This is a genomic window from Oceanobacillus sp. B139/18, from assembly GCF_055524595.1.
Map to the genome: position 1 here is coordinate 1 of NZ_JBVFXI010000001.1, position 18,434 is coordinate 18,434.

The following is an 18,434-nucleotide window of genomic DNA, read 5'->3' on the forward strand; positions in this document are numbered from 1 at the left end:
AGCATATTGAAAAAGAGTTAAGCATCATGCTTAGCTCTTTTTTTATTTAGAAATATATGAAAGAATGTTACTGAACGAAAAATCGCTAGGATAAACATCGACCAAGCATTCTATTTATAAGCTAGCATTAATACAAGTTTTTAGTACTTCTATTTAGCTGTTATTATAATCATACATAAAAAATAGAATTTTATTGGTGTACTGTCTTTGAAATATACGTGCTGTATGGTGAACCTCTTCAAATGTGTATGTATTATTTGAAGACATTCATAAAAATCCACGATAAGAAACATATACAATGAAGGACTTTCTTTATATTGGATATATCTCATAAATCCATTCTATACCGATTATCCGGGAGAGGAAAATGAGTGTATTTTTTTGTGGCATAGGAAATTATAGAATTATTGCTTTGTGGATAACTATTTATAGAAAAAAGCCGCGTCCAGCTCCGAGCGCCAAACTTTAGAGACTTCGCGTTGTACCCTGCGATAAAGAAGACTCAGCGATTAGCGAAACGACAGACAGAGCTAAAGTCGCGCTTATGCTTCGAGGGTAAAAAAGAAATTCGCTTTTTTTCTGCGAGATCTTTGCCCTGGGACCGGGACTGCGATTACTCGTCTCATCGAAAACCGTCGTAGCGGACATCTTCTTGGCAAGCACACCGAAGTTTTAAAGAACAAGCTGTATTCTTGTTTTTTTAACTTCGTTCCTTTTCGATATTTGAATTTTAAATTACATACTAAAAAGACGAGAAGTATCCAGGTTTAATGGTACTTCTCGTCTTTTTCCTTATTTAGATATATTCCATCGGTTATTAATGGAATCTGTTATACTTGTAATCGCTCCGTCTCCGGTAACATTACATGCTGTACCTAAGCTGTCTTGAGCAAGATATAGTGCAATCATTAAGGATACCATTGTCGGCCCGAAGCCTAACATGGATTCAAGCAGGCCGATAGAAGCCATAACAGCTCCGCCAGGTACCCCAGGCGCTGCAATCATCGTCACTCCCAATACAAGTAAGAAAGGAAAAACAGATCCAAATGTGATGGAGTCTCCCTGTAAAAATAAAACTGCAGTTGCACAGCTTAACAGGGTAATAGTGCTTCCTGATAAATGAATATTAGCAAGTAAAGGAATCGTGAAATCAGCAATATTGCTTTTTACCTTTAATTTTTTGGACTGTGCTAATGTAACAGGTATTGTAGCAGCGGAGGATTGAGTTCCAAGCGCTGTGAAATAAGCCGGCAGCATGGTTTTTAACATCCGGAAAGGATTCTGTTTACTCAATGCTCCAGCAACTGAATACTGAAAGATTAAATATAAAACATGTAACAGAATAATCATCACAAAGACAACTGCGAATACTTGTAAAATAGAAGCGACCTGTCCTGCATGTGTCATGTTGGCAAAGATTCCAAAAATATGAATTGGCAGTAATGGAATAATTGCTTTGCTGATAACTAATTCGACAATAGAGCGAAAATCAGTAAATACTTTTAATAACGTATCATTTTTTAATGCTGCCATTCCAATTCCTAAAATAAACGAAAGAATAAGTGCGGTAATTACTTCAAAAGGCGGATGAAGCTCAAAATCCAAAAAACCTTCCAGCAGTGCGCCGCTTGGGTCATTAAACATTGTTAATGACTGTCCGCTTAAAATAGATGGATACAGATTGCTTGCAGCTGTATATGCTACAATACCAGCGAAGATAGTTGATACATAAGCAATTAAAGCTGTAATCGATAATAATTTTCCGGCTCCTTTTCCCATATAACCAATTCCGGGTGCGATAAACCCTAAAATAATTAGCGGGATGATAAAGCTGAGGAATCCGCCAAAAATATCATTAAATGTGGCGAACAATCGAATAAGCCAATCATTTGCAATTATTCCGACAATAATACCGAGAGCAATTGCAATAATAATACGAAATAATAAACCAAAGCGTTGCATAAGAAACTCTCCAATCTGGTTTGTAAATAATATGTAACGGACATAGTATAACTCAAAATTAAGACGATAGCCAGACTTTATTAAGTAAAACGAATGGAAAAAGAAAGGAAGTCAGCTATTTATTCATATGTTTCAAATGGTTTAGAAATGCAGCCCAAGATTATTATTTTTTGTAGAATATAGAAAAGAGAAGCATCCCGGAGGATACTTCCCAGTCTGAGATATTAACTCATTCCAAATGGTCCTAATGTTTCCGTCTCCTTGTTTCCTGAACCTGATTTTTGTTTAGAGCTGAAAAAAGGAGCTGCTTGCTGCAAAGCCTGACCTACATTTTGTTGTTGATTGGTCATAGAATAAAAAGTGGCTGCACCAATACCGACAGAGGCAACCAATGGAAGCCAAATTGAGTTTTTTTCCATACTAATCCTTCCTTTCAACATATGTGAAAAAGACAGTTAGTAAAAGCTGGCCAGTTGATAGACGGCCAGCTCAGACAGGCTTATTATTTCCAGAGGAAAATAAATTATGAAAGACATTAATTAACAGCATCTATAGTTGTATCTAAGGCTGCATTCATGCCGGCTATTCTTCCGGTAACGAGTGCAGAAGTAATATTATACCCGCCTGTATAGCCCTGTATATCTAAAATTTCTCCGCAAAAATATAGGCCATGCATGATTTTTGATTTCATGGTGTTTGGTACAATTTCTTTAATTGAAATACCTCCGCCAGTAACAAAAGCTTTTTCCATTGGAAGACTGCCGTGTACTTGGAAGGAGAAATTTTTAATTTCTTTTGTAAATTGAAGCATGGTGTTTTTCGAGATATTGGCACATTTTTGTTCAGAGCCGATGTCATGCGTTTCCATTAAATAGTCAAGAAGACGTTCAGGAATCAGTCCTTTGACTGCATTTTTAAACGCTTTTTTTGGATTATCTTCAAGGGTATGCATGATTTGTTTAAATAAATCATCTTCGGTTATTTCGGGTAAAATATCGAGATGCATTTCTACAGCATCTCTGCCCCGCATCAGCTCTTTAACGACAAACTGGGAACAGCGCAAAACGGCAGGACCGGAAATACCAAAATGAGTGAAAATCATATCCATCTGATGGGTGATAATTGGTTTTCCCCGTTTATTTAATACGCTTAAACGAATATCTCTTAGAGATAAGCCTTGAAGTTTTTTTTGCTTAATAAAGGCTTCTTTCGAGGTGAGCGCTACTTCTGTCGGGTAAAGTGTCGTTACCGTATGACCGGCAATTTTAGCCCATGGATAAGCATCACCTGTCGAGCCAGTGTGAGGTACCGCTTTTCCGCCGGCTGCCAGAACGATGGCGGCAGCTTCTATAGAAGGTTCTTCATCGAAGTGTACCTTGTGCAGATTCTCCCCATATTCTATTGCAGCTGCTTTTGTATTCATTTTTACGGTGACACCTTGTTCTTTTAATTGATTAATAAGTGCATTAACCACATCCATTGCTTTGTTGGATTCTGGAAACATTCTGCCATGATCTTCCTCCTTTAAAGCAATCCCGAGACCTTCAAAATAATCGATAATATCATAATTATTAAACACTGAAAAAGCACTATATAAAAATTTACCATTGCCAGGAATATGTTTTATTACTTCCTCCTGCGGTAAACGGTTTGTTACATTACAGCGGCCTCCGCCGGAGATGGCTAATTTCTTGCCCAGCTTTTTTCCTTTTTCAATCAGCAGTGTTTTGGCGCCGTGCTCTGCAGCAGATATAGCTGCCATTAATCCAGATGGTCCTCCGCCGATGACGACAACATCATAATCCAAGGTTTCTCATTCCTTTCTTTTCCTTCCGTATCGTAGCACTTTCTATAAAAATGTACAATCCTGATAAAAAATTTCTTCTATATATCATAAGGGAAATGAGGGCTGCTTAGGATGTAATAGAATGAAATGAAATTTATTTGTCGTTTTTTAGCAGATTAAATCAAGCAATGTAGACAAAAAGTATGCTAAAATTAATAGGAAGTGCTAAAATAAAGCAATCTATTTTATTAATCTAATTGTAGGTGAAAAAGTTACAATGTCAAATATGCTACGAGGAACGATGCTTTTATCAGGTGCGTCGTTCCTGTCCAAGTTTTTAGGAATGATTTTTGTTATCCCGTTTTTTGCAATCGTTGGTACGACAGGTAATGCGCTGTTTGTATATGCGTACACACCTTACAGTATTTTTATTAGTTTATCCACAGTCGGCATACCGGCGGCAGTATCAAAATTTGTATCCAAATATAACGCTTTAGGTGATTATCAAATTGGGATGCGGATGTTCCGTGCCGGCAGTGCATTAATGCTAGTCACTGGCGTTGTTGCATTCCTTGTGATGTTTTTATCAGCTGATTGGATAGGAGCACAACAAATTAAAGGAGAAGGCGGACCAATAACCCCGGATGATATCGCCTTTGTTATCCGTATGGTCAGCTTTGCACTGATTGTTATTCCGGCAATGAGTATTGTCCGGGGATTTTTTCAGGGGAATCAGTCCATGGGGCCGACGGCTATCTCCCAAACCATAGAACAAATTGTGCGCATTATAGCTATTCTGCTCGGCTCTTATATTATTGTAAATTACTTTAACGGGTCGATTACTTTAGCAGTAGGTTTTGCTGCATTTGCAGCTTTAATCGGCGCCCTGGCAGCTTGTTTGGTTCTTTTCTGGTATTGGAGAAAAAGAAAACCGTTTATTGATAAGAAAATTGCAAACCAGAAGACGACACATGATTTTCGCACGGTCGATTTATTTAAGGAATTATTTCGATATGCCGGTCCATTTGTATTAGTTGGTCTAGCTATCCCGCTATATCAGCTTGTTGATCAGTTTACATTTCAGCCTGCCATGGTTGCCAGCGGCAGAGGAGCAACATATGATACAGAATTGGCTGTTATCAATAACTTGGGACATAAAATAGTTATTATACCGATGACTATCGCTACAGGGTTATCTATGGCGATGCTGCCATCGTTAACGAATGCTTTTACACAAAACGATCAAACTACTTATACAAAACTAATTAACCAGGCTTTACAGGTTATCATGGTATTTGTCATTCCGGCAGCTGCAGGAATTGCAATTCTTTCCGATGAAATTTTTGGTTCGTTATTTACGCTGGAAGATATTGAGATTACAGGGAAATTGATGGCCTTATATGCTCCAGTGGCATTGCTCTTTGGCCTGATTACAGTAACAGCTGGGATGCTGCAGGGCCTTGATCAGCAAAATTATGCGGTTATCAGTTTATTGGCCGGTCTTTTGGTAAAAGTATTATTCAACAGTCAGTTTATTCATATGTTCGGCGGACAAGGAGCCATTTTAGGTACGGCAATTGCAGCAGGTATTGCTGTTTTGCTTAATTTAATCCGAATAAAAAGAAGTGCTGATTTTTCTTATAAACAAACAATAAAGCGAACGATTTTAATTTTGATTTTTACAGGAATGATGTGCTTCGTTATTGCAGTGTTAAAATTTGGTTTCAGCTTCTTTCTGCCATATCAGGAGGAACGCTGGGCAACGACGATGATGCTTTTCATCGGTATATCTGCAGGCGGACTATTCTATCTATTTTTAGCGTATAAATCAACATTGTTAGAACATATCTTTCAAGGGAATATACCAGGCTTAAATCGATTGAAACGCAAAAAATAAGGAGTTCTCCTATGCGATTAGATAAATTATTGGCAAATATGGCTGTTGGAAGCAGGAAAGAAGTAAAACAGCTGTTAAAAGCGAAAAAAGTCACTTTAAATAATCATGTGGTCAAAGACGGTTCGATAAAAGTAAATCCAGATATAGACAATATCCATGTAGATGGAGAGCCTGTCATTTATCAGGAATTTATTTATTTGATGCTTCACAAGCCTCCCGGAGTTGTATCGGCAACGGTCGATGCAAAGGATAAGACGGTCATTGACTTGTTATCCGAACAGGAAAGACATTTCCAGCCTTTCCCAGTGGGGAGGCTGGATAAAGATACAGAAGGTTTATTATTAATTACAAATGATGGAGATTTAGGCCACCACCTGACTTCTCCGAATAAAAATATACCGAAAATGTATCGTGCCAAGGTGAAGGGGGATCTGCCTCGGGATGTAATCCAACAATTTGCTGATGGAGTTACGCTGGAAGATGGTTACTTTACTAAACCAGCTAAACTGGAAATATTATCTGTAGATGAAGAATCGGGGATTTCTGAAGTACAAATAGAAATTACGGAAGGAAAATTTCATCAGATTAAACGGATGTTTGAAGCGGTTCAGGGGAAGGTTATCTATTTAAAGCGACATCGAATGGGAGAATTAACCCTAGATGACCAATTGGCGCGGGGAGCTTACCGCCCGCTGACCGAGGAGGAAGTAGCTTATTGCTACAGTTTAAAGAAATAAGGGGTTATGACCATGTCTCATTATTTTATAGGTATCCAGGTAAAGCCATTGTTGGCAGAGCAGCTGACAGAATGGCAGAAGCATTTCATGCAGCATCTTCCTTTTAAGCAATGGACGGATAAGGAAGATTTTCATATTACGCTTGCTTTTTTAGGAGAAGTAGGTGAAAAGTCGATAGAAACTCTCCGGAATGAGCTTTATTCTATCACAGCTTACACAGCATTTGATTTAAACAGAACAGGCTTAGGTACTTTTGGAAATAAACATCAGCCAAGGGTTTTATGGCTGGGGGTGGAAAATAATCCAATGTTGAACCGCATACAGCAGCAAGTAGTACAGATTTGTGAAATTATCGGCTATAAAAATGAGAAGAGAGCGTATACTCCGCATATTACTATCGCTAAGAAATGGGCAGATCAAAAGAAAACCGTAACAGAAGACAGCTGGAATAAAATAATATCCAATATGCCTTCCTTAGCTGAAGCATTTAACGTGGATGCGGTGGAGCTATACAAGGTACATCCTTCTTCCACTCCGAAATATGAAATCATTCAGCGTTTTCCATTGCGTCATGAGTCATTTAGCTGAATCTCATTTACAAATAAGTGTGTGAAGGGACAGTTTGCAGACCTTTCAATGGCAACTAGAAGCGTAGCAGGTTTTCTGATGAGAAAAAGGAGAGAATAGGATAGATGGCACAGTTAATTAAGCTACAGGATTATATTTCCAGATATGAGTGGGATACCTATCGTTACCCCACTCAATATATCAGACAAAAGAAAGAACAGTGGGAACAGTTCTATTCGGAATGGCTTGATCCATCTCTGAAGGAGGAGACCAAACAAGAGGCACAGCCGGAAGCAGAAGAGGTAAAGGAAAAAAACTCACTGCTGCAAAAATGGAAAGAACGATTTATCAAATCACCGGTTGTTGTAGAGGATTTGACTCCAGACGAAGAAATCGTAAAACGGAATAAACCGTTATTAAAGCTCCCTGATACGGAAGAAGAATTAAAGCAGGTTTTTCTGGATCGCATATTGGAAATTCAGATGAAATGGGCATCATCCACTGTTTCGCAGGTTTCTGTCGTTGATTCGAATTATTATAATGATCCATTATTACGATTTTTGCTGCAGCGGTTTCCAGATACATATCTTGTGATGTACCGTCCTATATTTGAAGTGAAGCAAGCGGCAGTGGAGACAGATATTATACTTATCACACCAATTGGAGTAGAAATACTATCATTTGTTGAACTGGATACAGACGAAGTAATTATGGCTGGAGACGAACGTACCTGGACCATTACTGCTAAAAATAATGAAGAGCCGGGGCGGCTGGTCAATCCATTAATTTCGTTAAAACGGTCGGAAAAATGGATTGAACGTTTTCTGAAGGAAGAGAATATCGATATTCCGATTAAAAAAACAGTGATATCCAGAATTAATCGTATTTTATATGCCACCGCACCTTACCAGACAGAAATTATCGATAAGCTCTCCTTCCCGGAATGGTTTAAAGAGAAGCGATCTATTCATTTACCGCTGAAAAAGAGGCAGCTCAGTGTGGCTGAATCCTTGTTAAGAAACAGCTTATCGCATTCTTTTCTGAGACCGGAATGGGAAGCAGAGTAAGCTGACGATGTATTTATTGATTGTGAATCCCCATGCTGGGAATGGGAAAGCAAAGCAGGCCTTTGAGCATATTCAAAAGATGGAAAGTTTTCACAGCATCGAGCAAAAAACTTTATTTACTGACGCACCTGGGGAGGGCAAAGTGATTGCTGCAAATTATTCCGGGGATAGAAGGATAAAGCATGTTATCGTTATCGGCGGAGACGGAACCATGCATGAAGTAATGAATGGCTGGGTGAACCAAGAAGTGCCGGTTTCTTTTATTCCGACCGGTTCTGGAAATGATTTTGCCAGAGGGACCGGTCAAAATCGGAATGCAGAGAAGCAATGGCAGAAAATCATTTCAAGTCCGGATAGGTACTGCTATTGGAATGGCAGGGTTCAACTGGACAACAGTGAGAACAAAAAATTTATCAATAGTATCGGTGTCGGGATAGATGCAATAACGACAGAAGCAGCAAATAAATCTCGATTAAAGGGCTGGCTCAATCGTCTGGGTTTGGGGAAGCTGATTTACCTGATTGCATTAATCCGGGTAATCTGGAGCTTTCAACCGATGAATATTCGTTTGAAATACGATGGAAAGGTAAGGACATTGCAAAATGTCTGGCTCATTTCTGCAGCAAATCATCCCTATTGCGGCGGAGGGTTAAAGGTAGTACCACATGCAGTCCTGCATCAGGAATATCTATCCATACTGATTGTTCATCAGATATCCAGAAAGAAAATTCTATTATTATTCCTGCTGATTATTTTTGGCCTGCATCGTTTTTTAAAGGAAGTAGAATTATTTCGGACGAAGGAGCTGGTGATAGAGGCTGATTCACCAGTCCGCTATCAGGCAGATGGAGAAAATGGAAGGCTCCGTACTTGTCTGATTACAAAGGATCAACGGGCAGTACATATTATATAAATAGAAACTTTATTCAGTAGGAGATTTACAGACGATTCTCCATGATAATATAGTAGAAAAAGCAGATTGATTGAAATTTTATTATATTTTAATATTATTAATAATGCATGTAGATATTGTAATTTTGATCATTTCTAGATACAATAAAGACTTAACACATGAAAAAGAATCATATTATTTATCGGAAATAGAGAAGGATTGCTTGTCTATCTGATTTATAACCAGATAAAAAGCAAGAATGGTCTATTGATGAATAAAGATTTTTCGGATGTTTCTTGAACACGCACTTGAATGCTAATTTTGAAAGATGGGAAGACATTATGATTAACTGGCTCGAACATGCTTTAGGTACAGGATGGCTTGTCAGACCGGCTGGAGGTTTGACCGGCGAGGCATTTATAGCTGAAAAAAATGGAAAGCGATTGTTTTTGAAACGGAACACATCGCCTTTCTTAGCTGTACTCTCTGCAGAAGGAATTGTACCAAAGCTTATTTGGACAAAGCGAATAGAAAATGGTGATGTTATTACCGCTCAAGAATGGCTGGAAGGGCGTTCTTTGAATGAAGAAGAAATGAAGCAGCAATCTGTGGCTGATTTATTGTATAAAATACATCATTCCTCGGAATTAATGCATATGCTGTTAAAAATGGGGAAAAAACCGGTAACCTCAGATGAAAGCTTCACCCAGCTTTGTTTACAATTAGAAAATAATGGCTTAATGCATGAGCGGGAAGAGGTACTGGAAGCAATTGGTTTGCTGGAAATGATGCTTCCTTATACAAGGAACCAAAGGCTCGCTGTATGTCATTGTGACATGAACCATAATAATTTAATCTTAACAAAAGAAAACATCATTTATTTAATTGATTGGGATAATGGAACCATTGCTGATCCTGCAACGGATATTGGTATGCTCTTAAAATGGTATATTCCAAAGGAAGATTGGAAAGAGTGGCTTATCAATTACGGAATAGAGCCGGACAGACAATGGTTTATTCGTATGTACTGGTATCTCCTGCAGGACAACCTCCAATTCTTATGCTGGCACTTTGACCGTAATGAGAAAGGGAAAGTCCAGCAAAGATTGAAGGAATTACAGGAAATCAACCAATCGATTAAAGATTTTATTGTTTCTTAGCATATCGGGATACCAATCAGAGGTTTTGCTGGACCGTATTGATCCAATGCTGAAACTGATCTTGATGATCACCAATATGTTTTGTCAGATCGGATGCAGCAGCCCCATCTTTACCATATTGGTAAATGCGCGTCAGGACGTCCTGGATATCCTGATCAGATAATTCTTGTTGAGCTAATAGGGAAGCAGTGAGCCTTTCCAACTGAGCATGTTCATTCGGAGACACAGAGGAATCAGATTGATGCTCGTCTAAAATATCACACAGTAATTGCAATTTGTTTTGCAGAGATAGTTGCATCTAAATTCACCTCGTTCCTGAGCATAGTTTAAACGGATAATGCATTATTATTCACATCATCAAAAGCTATAAAAGTGAGGAAAGCGTATATGAGACAAAGATATAAACCATGGGCAGATGATTATTTAAAGGAAAAAAATTATATTGTATTAGAGAAACCGAGCTTACATAAAGGGGAATGGAAAAAAGTTTTTGGCAACAATAATCCGATTCATGTAGAAATTGGTTCGGGTAAGGGGCAATTCATTACAGGAATGGCAAAGCAGCACCCGGATATAAACTTTATCGGCATCGAGGTAGCGAAAAGTATTATTGTTTCTACAGTTCAAAAAGTGGATGAAGAAACGTTAGATAATGTTCGCCTATTGAATGAAGATGCGAATGATTTGCTTGCTATATTTGAAGAAAATGAAATCGGGCAAATTTATTTAAATTTCTCCGATCCTTGGCCAAAAAATCGTCATGAGAAGCGTCGCTTGACCTTTAGAAGCTTCTTGGAGCAATACCAGCATATTTTGCCGGATTCAGGTCAAATCGTTCTCAAAACCGATAATCGCGGATTATTCGAGTATTCATTAGTCAGCTTTTCCGACTATGGAATGAAGCTGAAAGAAGTGAATTTAGATTTGCATGCTATTGAGGATGAAGCGAATGTGAAGACAGAGTATGAAGAAAAATTCGCTTCCATGGGACATGTCATCTATCGCTGTACAGCACAATTTTCATCTTAATAAAGAAAGCTTGATGATTCGCAAGTCTTTCAGTGCGAGACGTGTTTAAGTTCCAGAGGATGAAAATAAATGATTGACAGTACTTCTGTTTATTTGTCATAATATATACGATATGAATGGATTTGATGAACCTTTAATTCAGTCCCGCGAGGCTGGTAAGGAAAACGGATGAAGCAAAATAAATATGTCCTTTAAAGAGACGTTTCCAAAGCTTAATAAAAATGATGTTTAAGATTCTATGGTCTTTTTTATCATCCTTTTGGAACACATATTTAATGGATAATGTTCCTTTGTGTATTCTGACACCTTACCCCGGACTGGTAAGGTGTTTTTAGCTAGAGAGCAATTGGATATAGAATACATACAGAAGGGACAGGTATTGATGAAACCAAGAGAAATACAAGTACATGAACGGCTGCCATTATTACAGAGCTTGCCTTTAAGTTTGCAGCATCTATTTGCAATGTTTGGTTCCACAGTTTTAGTACCGCTTTTATTTAATGTAGATCCAGCAACTATTTTAATGATGAATGGGTTTGGCACACTGCTGTATATTTTTATAACGAAAGGGAAAATTCCTGCTTATTTAGGATCGAGCTTTGCTTTTATCGCACCAGTTACGTTAGTTCTGACAGATGGAGGAGGCTATGGTGCCGCCTTGGGTGGTTTCTTCGTAGTGGGCCTTGTTTTGACTCTGATCGGGGTGATTGTGAAATATGCGGGTACAAGCTGGATTGATGTTATTTTTCCGCCGGCAGCAATGGGGGCAATTGTAGCCGTTATTGGGTTGGAGCTTGTTCCTACAGCAGCAGATATGGCTGGATTATTGCCAGCAGCGGATGCTCCGAGAGATATGACCGCCATAACGGTATCTTTGCTGACGTTAGGGGCCACAATCGTTTATTGGGTGACATTAAGAGGATTCCTGAAAATTATTCCGATTCTGCTAGGCATCGTAACGGGTTATGTGATTGCCGCGATGTTTGGAATTGTTGATTTTACCTCCGTACGGGAGGCTGCCTGGATTCAAATGCCGACCTATTATCAGATTGAGTTCAACTGGTCTGACATCCTTATTATTTTACCGGCTGCGCTTGTTCTTGTGCCTGAACACATTGGACATTTAGTAGTTACAGGCAATATTGTGAAGAAGGATATGGTAAAGGATCCAGGCTTAGACCGTTCTTTATTTGGTAATGGTATTTCTACGATGCTTTCCAGCTTTTTCGGATCGACACCAAATACAACATATGGTGAAAATATTGGAGTTCTTGCGATAACAAGAGTATATTCTACATGGATTATCGGCGGAGCTGCGGTGTTAGCAATTATCCTTTCCTTCTGCGGAAAGCTTGCTGCTTTAATTTCATCTATTCCAACACCGGTTATGGGCGGTATTTCTTTACTGCTTTTCGGGATTATCGCGGTAAGCGGTTTGCGTATGCTTGTAGAGCAGCAGATTGATTATAATAATTCGCAAAATCTTATCCTGACCTGTGTAGTATTGGCAATTGGTGTCAGCGGAGCCAGCATTGAACTTGGTGCAGTAGAATTGACAGGAATGGGGCTGGCGACCATTGTTGCCATTTTAATCAGCTTATTCTTTAAACTGCTGGATGCTTTAAACTTATCGAATGAGGATAAGTAAATAAATATATGAATGAGGCATAGAAAGAAAACTGCACTCGAATGAAATTGGAGAGAATTTCATATAGAGCGGCAGTTTTCTTTTTCAAATAACAATTTTTGCAATAAGAAAGCATAAACAATGAAAAATAGAAAGCGATAACAACTCCTATACAGTCGTTGTTTGATATAAAAAGTAGAATAGAAACGCACCATACCAGCCTGGAAGCTGGTTAAATTTTTTATTGACGAACCATCTGTTTGGTGATAATATTTCGATTATCACTAAAATAGTTTCGTTATTGATAGAAGATTCGAAGCAGTTCCATACGCTTGTGGACTGCATTTTACACTATAGACTATGAATTTTCTTCAAAAGAATCATAAAAGTATGAAATCATTTAAAACTCTATTAATAGTCTGAAAAATATGTGAATATATACACATCTATAGGCGTAATTCACAGAATCTTTCATATAACGGAACCATTTAAATAGTTAGCCGATTGTCTTTGGGCATAGAAATGTTCATAATCTCTTAGAGGACAGACAGCAGGAAAAACATAATTTAATTAATTGGAGGATGAATGAACATGGCACAAATGCTTGCATTAGTTCTTATTGTATTGATTTTATATATTGGAGACGTGGTTGCTGCCAAAACCAAGGCTTGGGTACCGTCGATTTTTGTCTGTGCCGTTCTGTTTTTAGCGGGTTATTGGACCTTTTTCCCGCAGGATATAGTTGAAATAGCAGGTATACCTCCTGTAGTTGCTACAGTGCTGATGTACATGCTGATTGTAAATATGGGGACACTATTATCCTTAAAGGAGCTGAAGCAGCAATGGCGTACGATTTTAATCGCTCTCGGCGGTGTTTTAGGTGTTGTTGCCTTTCTGCTTAGCTTTGGCACCTTACTTTTCGGATTTCAGGCTATGGTTGTCGCCGTTCCACCGTTAGTGGGAGGGCTGGTATCCTCACTGATTATGTCAGAAGGTGCTGCAGAAGCAGGTCTGGTAAGCTTATCTGTATTTGCAATCGTTATTTATGTGATGCAAGGCTTTGCAGGTTATCCTTTAACATCTGTGATGTTGAAAAAAGAAGGAAAGCAATTATTGAATAAAATACGCAGCGGTGAATTAAAAGAAGCTGATACATCGAATAAAACAGCAGCTGAAGAGTACGAAGGTGCAAAGTTATTTAGGAATCTCCCGGAACAATATAATACCAGTTATTTTATATTTTTTAGATTAGCTGTTACCGGGTTCCTTGCTTATCAGATATCTGCATGGCTGGAGCCAGTCGTATCTGTCAGTCCGATGGTCCTTTGTCTGTTATTCGGTGTTATCGGCAGAAGTGCCGGCTTCTTGGAAAAGCAGGCGCTGCAGAAGGCAAACGGGTTTGGTTTTGCGATGTTGGGGCTGATGCTTTATATTCTTGACGGATTAAGAAATGCTACCCCGGATATGATGCTTGACATTATCTACTTATTAGTCGGAAGTATTCTTTTAGCTGTAATCGGAATGTATATCTTCTCCTTTATTGTTGGCAGGCTGTTTAAGGTCAGCAAAGCAATGGCATATGCAATATCCTTAACTGCCTTTTACGGGTTTCCAGCGGATTATGTAATTACCAATGAGGTGATCACCTCATTGACGAAGGATACAAAGGAAAGAGAAATATTGACGAGCCATATGCTCCCTCCGATGCTGGTTGGCGGATTTGTGACCGTAACGATTGTTTCTGTTATACTAGCAGGAGTATTTGTCAGTTTCTTGTAGATTGAAGGAGGAATCATTACGTGAAAGCAAACCAGGAACGCATTGAAAAACATATTAAAGCATTAAGCAGATATACAGCGACGCCGAATGAAGGAACCACCCGCTTGACTTACAGTGAAGAAGATTTACAAGCCCGTATCTATATTAAAGAGCAGATGGAAGCATATGGGTTAGAAGTAAGAGAAGACGGTCTCGGCAACATTTTTGGCAAGCTGGAAGGTGAAAAGAAGGATGCGCCAAGTGTAATTGTAGGATCTCACTTTGACAGTGTTCCTCATGGCGGAGATTATGACGGTCCGGCTGGTGTGATTGCCGGTCTAGAAATCGCTGCATTATTCCAGGATAATCAAGTTAAGCCGGTATATCCATTAGAAATTATTGCGATGATTGAAGAAGAAGGATCAAGGTTTGGCGGCGGTTTAATGGGCTCCAGAGGAATTGCCGGATATCTTTCAAAGGATGATGTTCAAGAGACCAAAGATAAGGACGGTATCTCTGTCCCCGAGGCAATGAAAAAGATTGGTTTGGATCCTTCATTAGAGGTGAAACGAGATCCAGAAACAATCAAAGCATTTTTAGAAATGCATATTGAACAGGGGCCTATTCTAGAAGAAGAGCAGATTTCCGTGGGAGTGGTGGAATCTATTGTCGGATTAACACAATTAGAGGTAACGATTGACGGGAAAGCAGGACATGCTGGTACAACACCGATGGATCGGCGCTCTGATGCGTTAGTAGCGGCTGCCAATATCATTTCCAAGCTTCCGCAGATTGCAATGGAAGAAGGAGAAGGAACGGTGACAACGGTAGGAAGACATCAGGTATTTCCAAACGGAGCAAATGTAATTCCGGATAAAGTTGTTTTCTCTGTGGATATCCGTTCCAGCAAAGAAGCACATGTAAAAAATGTCGTGCAGAAAGTAAAAAATCTGGTTCGCTCTTGGGAAGCCAATGGTATTCAGACTGCAGTAGAGCAGTCCTTATACATGCAGCCTAAGGAACTGAACAAGAAAATTCGTTCTATACTTGAAGCATCATGTGCGCAGTTAGGTACCTCTTTTATCAACATGCACAGCGGAGCGGGACATGATGCGATGGTCCTTTCCGATATAACGGATGTCGGATTGATTTTTGTGCCGAGTAAAGACGGTCTCAGTCACTGCCCGGAGGAATGGACCGCAATCCATGAGCTTGCTGCAGGCATCGAAGTATTATACGAAACTGCATTAAAATTAACGGAAAAATCCTAGTGTCGATTTGGCACTGGGATTTTTTTAATAGGTTATATCATATATGTTATGATAATAAAAAGAAGAAACGATGGAGTAAACATGGTCAAAAAAAGCCTGCTGAAAAATTCAAGCCGGCTTTTGCAGATGTATTGATTAATTTATGTAATGATGGTAAAATATAAAAGTTAAAGATATACTGAATAATATATATCCATATATTATAATTATACATTATAATAATAAGTATGTCAACAGTTGTTTTCGGAAATAAAGGGGGAAGTTGATGGATAAGCAAAGGGATAGCCACGAATTTGAATATCAGCGACTAGAGAAGGTATTAGATATTATTGATAAGAAACAACATGCTTTGAAGGAACAATCCTCCAAGGTGAAGGAAGATGTCGTTGAATTACGTAAAACATTCTGGGATGATATTACCGTTAATATGGATGAAATGGATGACATTATTGAGACACAGGAAAGTATTAAGCAGCAATCCAATATCCTCGCACAGAAAGAGCGGCATTACGGGAAAAATTATCAGCGGATGAACCAATTAGAACGGCTGAAAAACCAGCCTTACTTTGGGAGAGTTGATTTTCAGGAAGAAGGCAGTGAAGAAATCGAGAAAATTTATATTGGTACTTCTTCGTTAATGGATGAAGAAGAGAAGGATTTTCTTATTTATGACTGGCGGGCTCCGATTTCCAGTATTTATTATGACTATGCTCCAGGCCCGGTAGAGTACCGGACGGAGGAAGAAACAGTGAATGGCGACATGAGCTTAAAACGACAATATATGATCCGGAATGGAAAAATGAAAGGAATCTTTGACACCTCCGTAACTATTATAGATGAGATGCTCCAGGAAAGCTTGAGCGGGGCGGCTGATACACAAATGAAATCGATTGTTTCTACGATTCAGCAAGAGCAAAATGCCGTTATCCGTCATCGCGGCAGTAAGGTGCTTGTTGTACAAGGTGCAGCGGGAAGCGGAAAAACATCTGCAGCATTACAGCGCATTGCCTATTTGCTTTATCATCATCGGACTAATTTGACAGCGGACCAGGTGCTGCTTTTATCTCCAAATGATTTATTCTCAAGCTATGTAGCAAATGTGCTCCCTGAATTGGGCGAGGAGCCGGTCAACCAGCAAACCTTTCATCAATTCGTTCTCAAAGGAACAGATAAAGCATTACATGTAGACACCCCCTTTGAACAGATTGAAAAGCTGATGGGGTTAGAAGAAGAAAAACAGAAATCATTAAGGGATGCAATTCAGTATTTTTCCAGTACGGCTTTTATGGACACAATTAATCAGCATTTAGAGAAATTAAATCAAACAAATCTTGTTTTCCGCTCTATCCGTTTTCGAAATGAATTACTCATTGATAAGACGGAGATTGAAGATTATTTTGCATCCTTGGAGAAGGATATGCGTCTTCCAAATAAAATGGAGCAGTTAAGAAATTGGCTGCTGCAGCGCATTCGTGCATTTCAAAAGGAAGAAATCGAAAAAGATTGGGTTTTGGATCAAATCCAGCTGTTAACCAAAGATGACTATATGAAAGCTTATCATGAAGCAGAGAATGAACATGAAGAAAGCAGTATCCAGGATGAAGAAAAGGTTTTGAGAGAGAAAATTATTCGTAAAACATTTGCTCCATTGCAAAATATGATCCGTCAGAACCGTTTTATTAATACATTTAAAATGTATATGGACTTTATCGCAGAATTGAATGGAACCAGTGCGCTTCAACAATATAAAGCAGAAGCAATTAGGCAGCTCCGGAAAAAACAGCTTCCATGGGAATTGGCAACTGCTTATAACTACTTTAAAGGGGAAATGATTGGCCACCAGGTTAACCGGCCTGCGCATCTGATTGTAATGGATGAGGCACAGGATTATACGCCTTTTCAATTTGCTTATTTAAGGCATCTTTATCCGTATGCCAGTTTTACACTGCTTGGGGATGTAAATCAGGCAATTTATTCCTATGCATCGGAGGAAAATCCGATTCAGGAGAATATTTCGTTTAAGGAAAGTACGGAGCGGATCGTATTAACGAAAAGCTATCGCTCAACGAAGCCGATTGCAGATTTCACATCATACTTTTCACCGAGCAGTGAACCGGTTGAACCCTTTGAACGTAGTGGTTCACTTCCAGAGGTCATTCATTTGACAAAATCCATTTCTGAAAAGGATGCATTGCTTCATAAAATAGAAGAGAAGCAGCAGGAAGGCCATGAAACGATTGCGATTATAGCGAAGACGGCAGGTGCCTGTGATAAAATATATCAACAGCTGCATAAAGAAATAGATATCAAACAGGTTAATGAGCATACCAAAACCTATCAAAAAGGGGTTGTGGTTGTTCCTGTCTATTTAGCAAAGGGGATTGAATTTGATGCGGTGATTCTTGCAGATGCTTCCAGTGAAGTGTATTCACACCCTACAGATAAATATTTGCTTTATACCGCGTGCACCCGTGCTATGCATGATTTGACCTTATTGTACTCTGATAAAATATCTCCTTTTTTAAGTGAGGTTCCTAAAGAGAAATACAGGTATGCGACGATTGTGGAAAGGTGAGAAAAAGTATGAAGAAGGATTTCCGTACCTTGCGATAAAGGTTTGGAAATCCTTTTTTATTGCAGTGTAACTGACTGTGCGATTTTCAACATCGAGACACAAGGAA

At 39.0% G+C, this 18,434-nt stretch carries 15 protein-coding genes; 11 read left to right on the forward strand and 4 right to left on the reverse strand.

The features are described 5' to 3' along the window. Nucleotides 1-792: 792 nt before the first annotated feature. From ACZSMY_RS00005 to ACZSMY_RS00015, 3 genes are all read right to left on the reverse strand, one after another. On the reverse strand, nt 793-1,962 hold the full coding sequence (locus tag ACZSMY_RS00005) for a dicarboxylate/amino acid:cation symporter (protein ID WP_465147377.1): 1,170 nt from the start codon (nt 1,960-1,962) through the stop codon (nt 793-795). Between the two features lie 224 nt (nt 1,963-2,186). After that, nucleotides 2,187-2,381 carry a hypothetical protein gene (locus ACZSMY_RS00010; protein ID WP_042535593.1) on the reverse strand — a complete coding sequence of 65 codons (195 nt, stop codon included), beginning with the start codon at nt 2,379-2,381 and terminating at the stop codon, nt 2,187-2,189. Nucleotides 2,382-2,497: 116 nt separating this feature from the next. Beyond that, on the reverse strand, nt 2,498-3,769 hold the full coding sequence (locus ACZSMY_RS00015) for a BaiN/RdsA family NAD(P)/FAD-dependent oxidoreductase (protein ID WP_465147378.1): 1,272 nt from the start codon (nt 3,767-3,769) through the stop codon (nt 2,498-2,500). Nucleotides 3,770-4,025: 256 nt separating this feature from the next. Between ACZSMY_RS00015 and ACZSMY_RS00020 the strand changes: the two genes are divergently transcribed. The 6 genes from ACZSMY_RS00020 (at nt 4,026) to ACZSMY_RS00045 (ending at nt 10,068) form a co-directional block, all read left to right on the forward strand. Continuing rightward, a complete protein-coding gene (locus ACZSMY_RS00020) occupies nt 4,026-5,645 on the forward strand; it encodes a putative polysaccharide biosynthesis protein (protein ID WP_289585430.1) in 1,620 nt (539 codons plus the stop codon). Nucleotides 5,646-5,656: 11 nt separating this feature from the next. Beyond that, nucleotides 5,657-6,382 (forward strand): pseudouridine synthase, encoded by a 726-nt coding sequence (locus ACZSMY_RS00025; RefSeq protein WP_042535590.1) that lies wholly within the window; start codon nt 5,657-5,659, stop codon nt 6,380-6,382. A gap of 12 nt (nt 6,383-6,394) precedes the next feature. Next, on the forward strand, nt 6,395-6,970 hold the full coding sequence (gene thpR / locus ACZSMY_RS00030) for an RNA 2',3'-cyclic phosphodiesterase (RefSeq protein ID WP_465147379.1): 576 nt from the start codon (nt 6,395-6,397) through the stop codon (nt 6,968-6,970). 104 nt (nt 6,971-7,074) lie between these two features. Continuing rightward, nucleotides 7,075-8,016: a nuclease-related domain-containing protein gene (locus ACZSMY_RS00035; protein ID WP_256704931.1), complete on the forward strand. Its 942-nt coding sequence runs from the start codon at nt 7,075-7,077 to the stop codon at nt 8,014-8,016. Between the two features lie 7 nt (nt 8,017-8,023). Next, complete coding sequence (locus ACZSMY_RS00040; RefSeq protein WP_256704930.1) at nt 8,024-8,929, forward strand: diacylglycerol/lipid kinase family protein; 906 nt, start codon at nt 8,024-8,026, stop codon at nt 8,927-8,929. Nucleotides 8,930-9,249: 320 nt separating this feature from the next. After that, the gene (locus ACZSMY_RS00045; protein WP_042535584.1) at nt 9,250-10,068 is read left to right on the forward strand and encodes a phosphotransferase family protein; all 819 of its coding nucleotides are present in this window, start codon (nt 9,250-9,252) and stop codon (nt 10,066-10,068) included. 16 nt (nt 10,069-10,084) lie between these two features. Here the strand turns inward: ACZSMY_RS00045 and ACZSMY_RS00050 are convergent, their stop codons facing one another. Further along, nucleotides 10,085-10,366: a YtzH-like family protein gene (locus ACZSMY_RS00050; protein WP_042535581.1), complete on the reverse strand. Its 282-nt coding sequence runs from the start codon at nt 10,364-10,366 to the stop codon at nt 10,085-10,087. 89 nt (nt 10,367-10,455) lie between these two features. Between ACZSMY_RS00050 and trmB the strand changes: the two genes are divergently transcribed. The 5 genes from trmB (at nt 10,456) to helD (ending at nt 18,328) form a co-directional block, all read left to right on the forward strand. After that, the gene (gene trmB / locus ACZSMY_RS00055) at nt 10,456-11,097 is read left to right on the forward strand and encodes a tRNA (guanosine(46)-N7)-methyltransferase TrmB (protein ID WP_042535580.1); all 642 of its coding nucleotides are present in this window, start codon (nt 10,456-10,458) and stop codon (nt 11,095-11,097) included. A 382-nt stretch (nt 11,098-11,479) separates the two neighbouring features. Continuing rightward, entirely contained in the window at nt 11,480-12,745 is a 1,266-nt protein-coding gene (uraA, locus tag ACZSMY_RS00060; protein ID WP_465147627.1) for a uracil permease, read from the forward strand. A gap of 570 nt (nt 12,746-13,315) precedes the next feature. After that, nucleotides 13,316-14,503, forward strand: a complete 1,188-nt coding sequence (locus ACZSMY_RS00065) for a hypothetical protein (protein WP_042535576.1) — start codon at nt 13,316-13,318, stop codon at nt 14,501-14,503. 20 nt (nt 14,504-14,523) lie between these two features. Next, nucleotides 14,524-15,753 (forward strand): Zn-dependent hydrolase, encoded by a 1,230-nt coding sequence (locus tag ACZSMY_RS00070; RefSeq protein WP_193064369.1) that lies wholly within the window; start codon nt 14,524-14,526, stop codon nt 15,751-15,753. A gap of 265 nt (nt 15,754-16,018) precedes the next feature. Beyond that, a complete protein-coding gene (gene helD / locus ACZSMY_RS00075) occupies nt 16,019-18,328 on the forward strand; it encodes an RNA polymerase recycling motor HelD (protein WP_332093811.1) in 2,310 nt (769 codons plus the stop codon). The last annotated feature ends 106 nt before the right edge of the window (nt 18,329-18,434 follow it).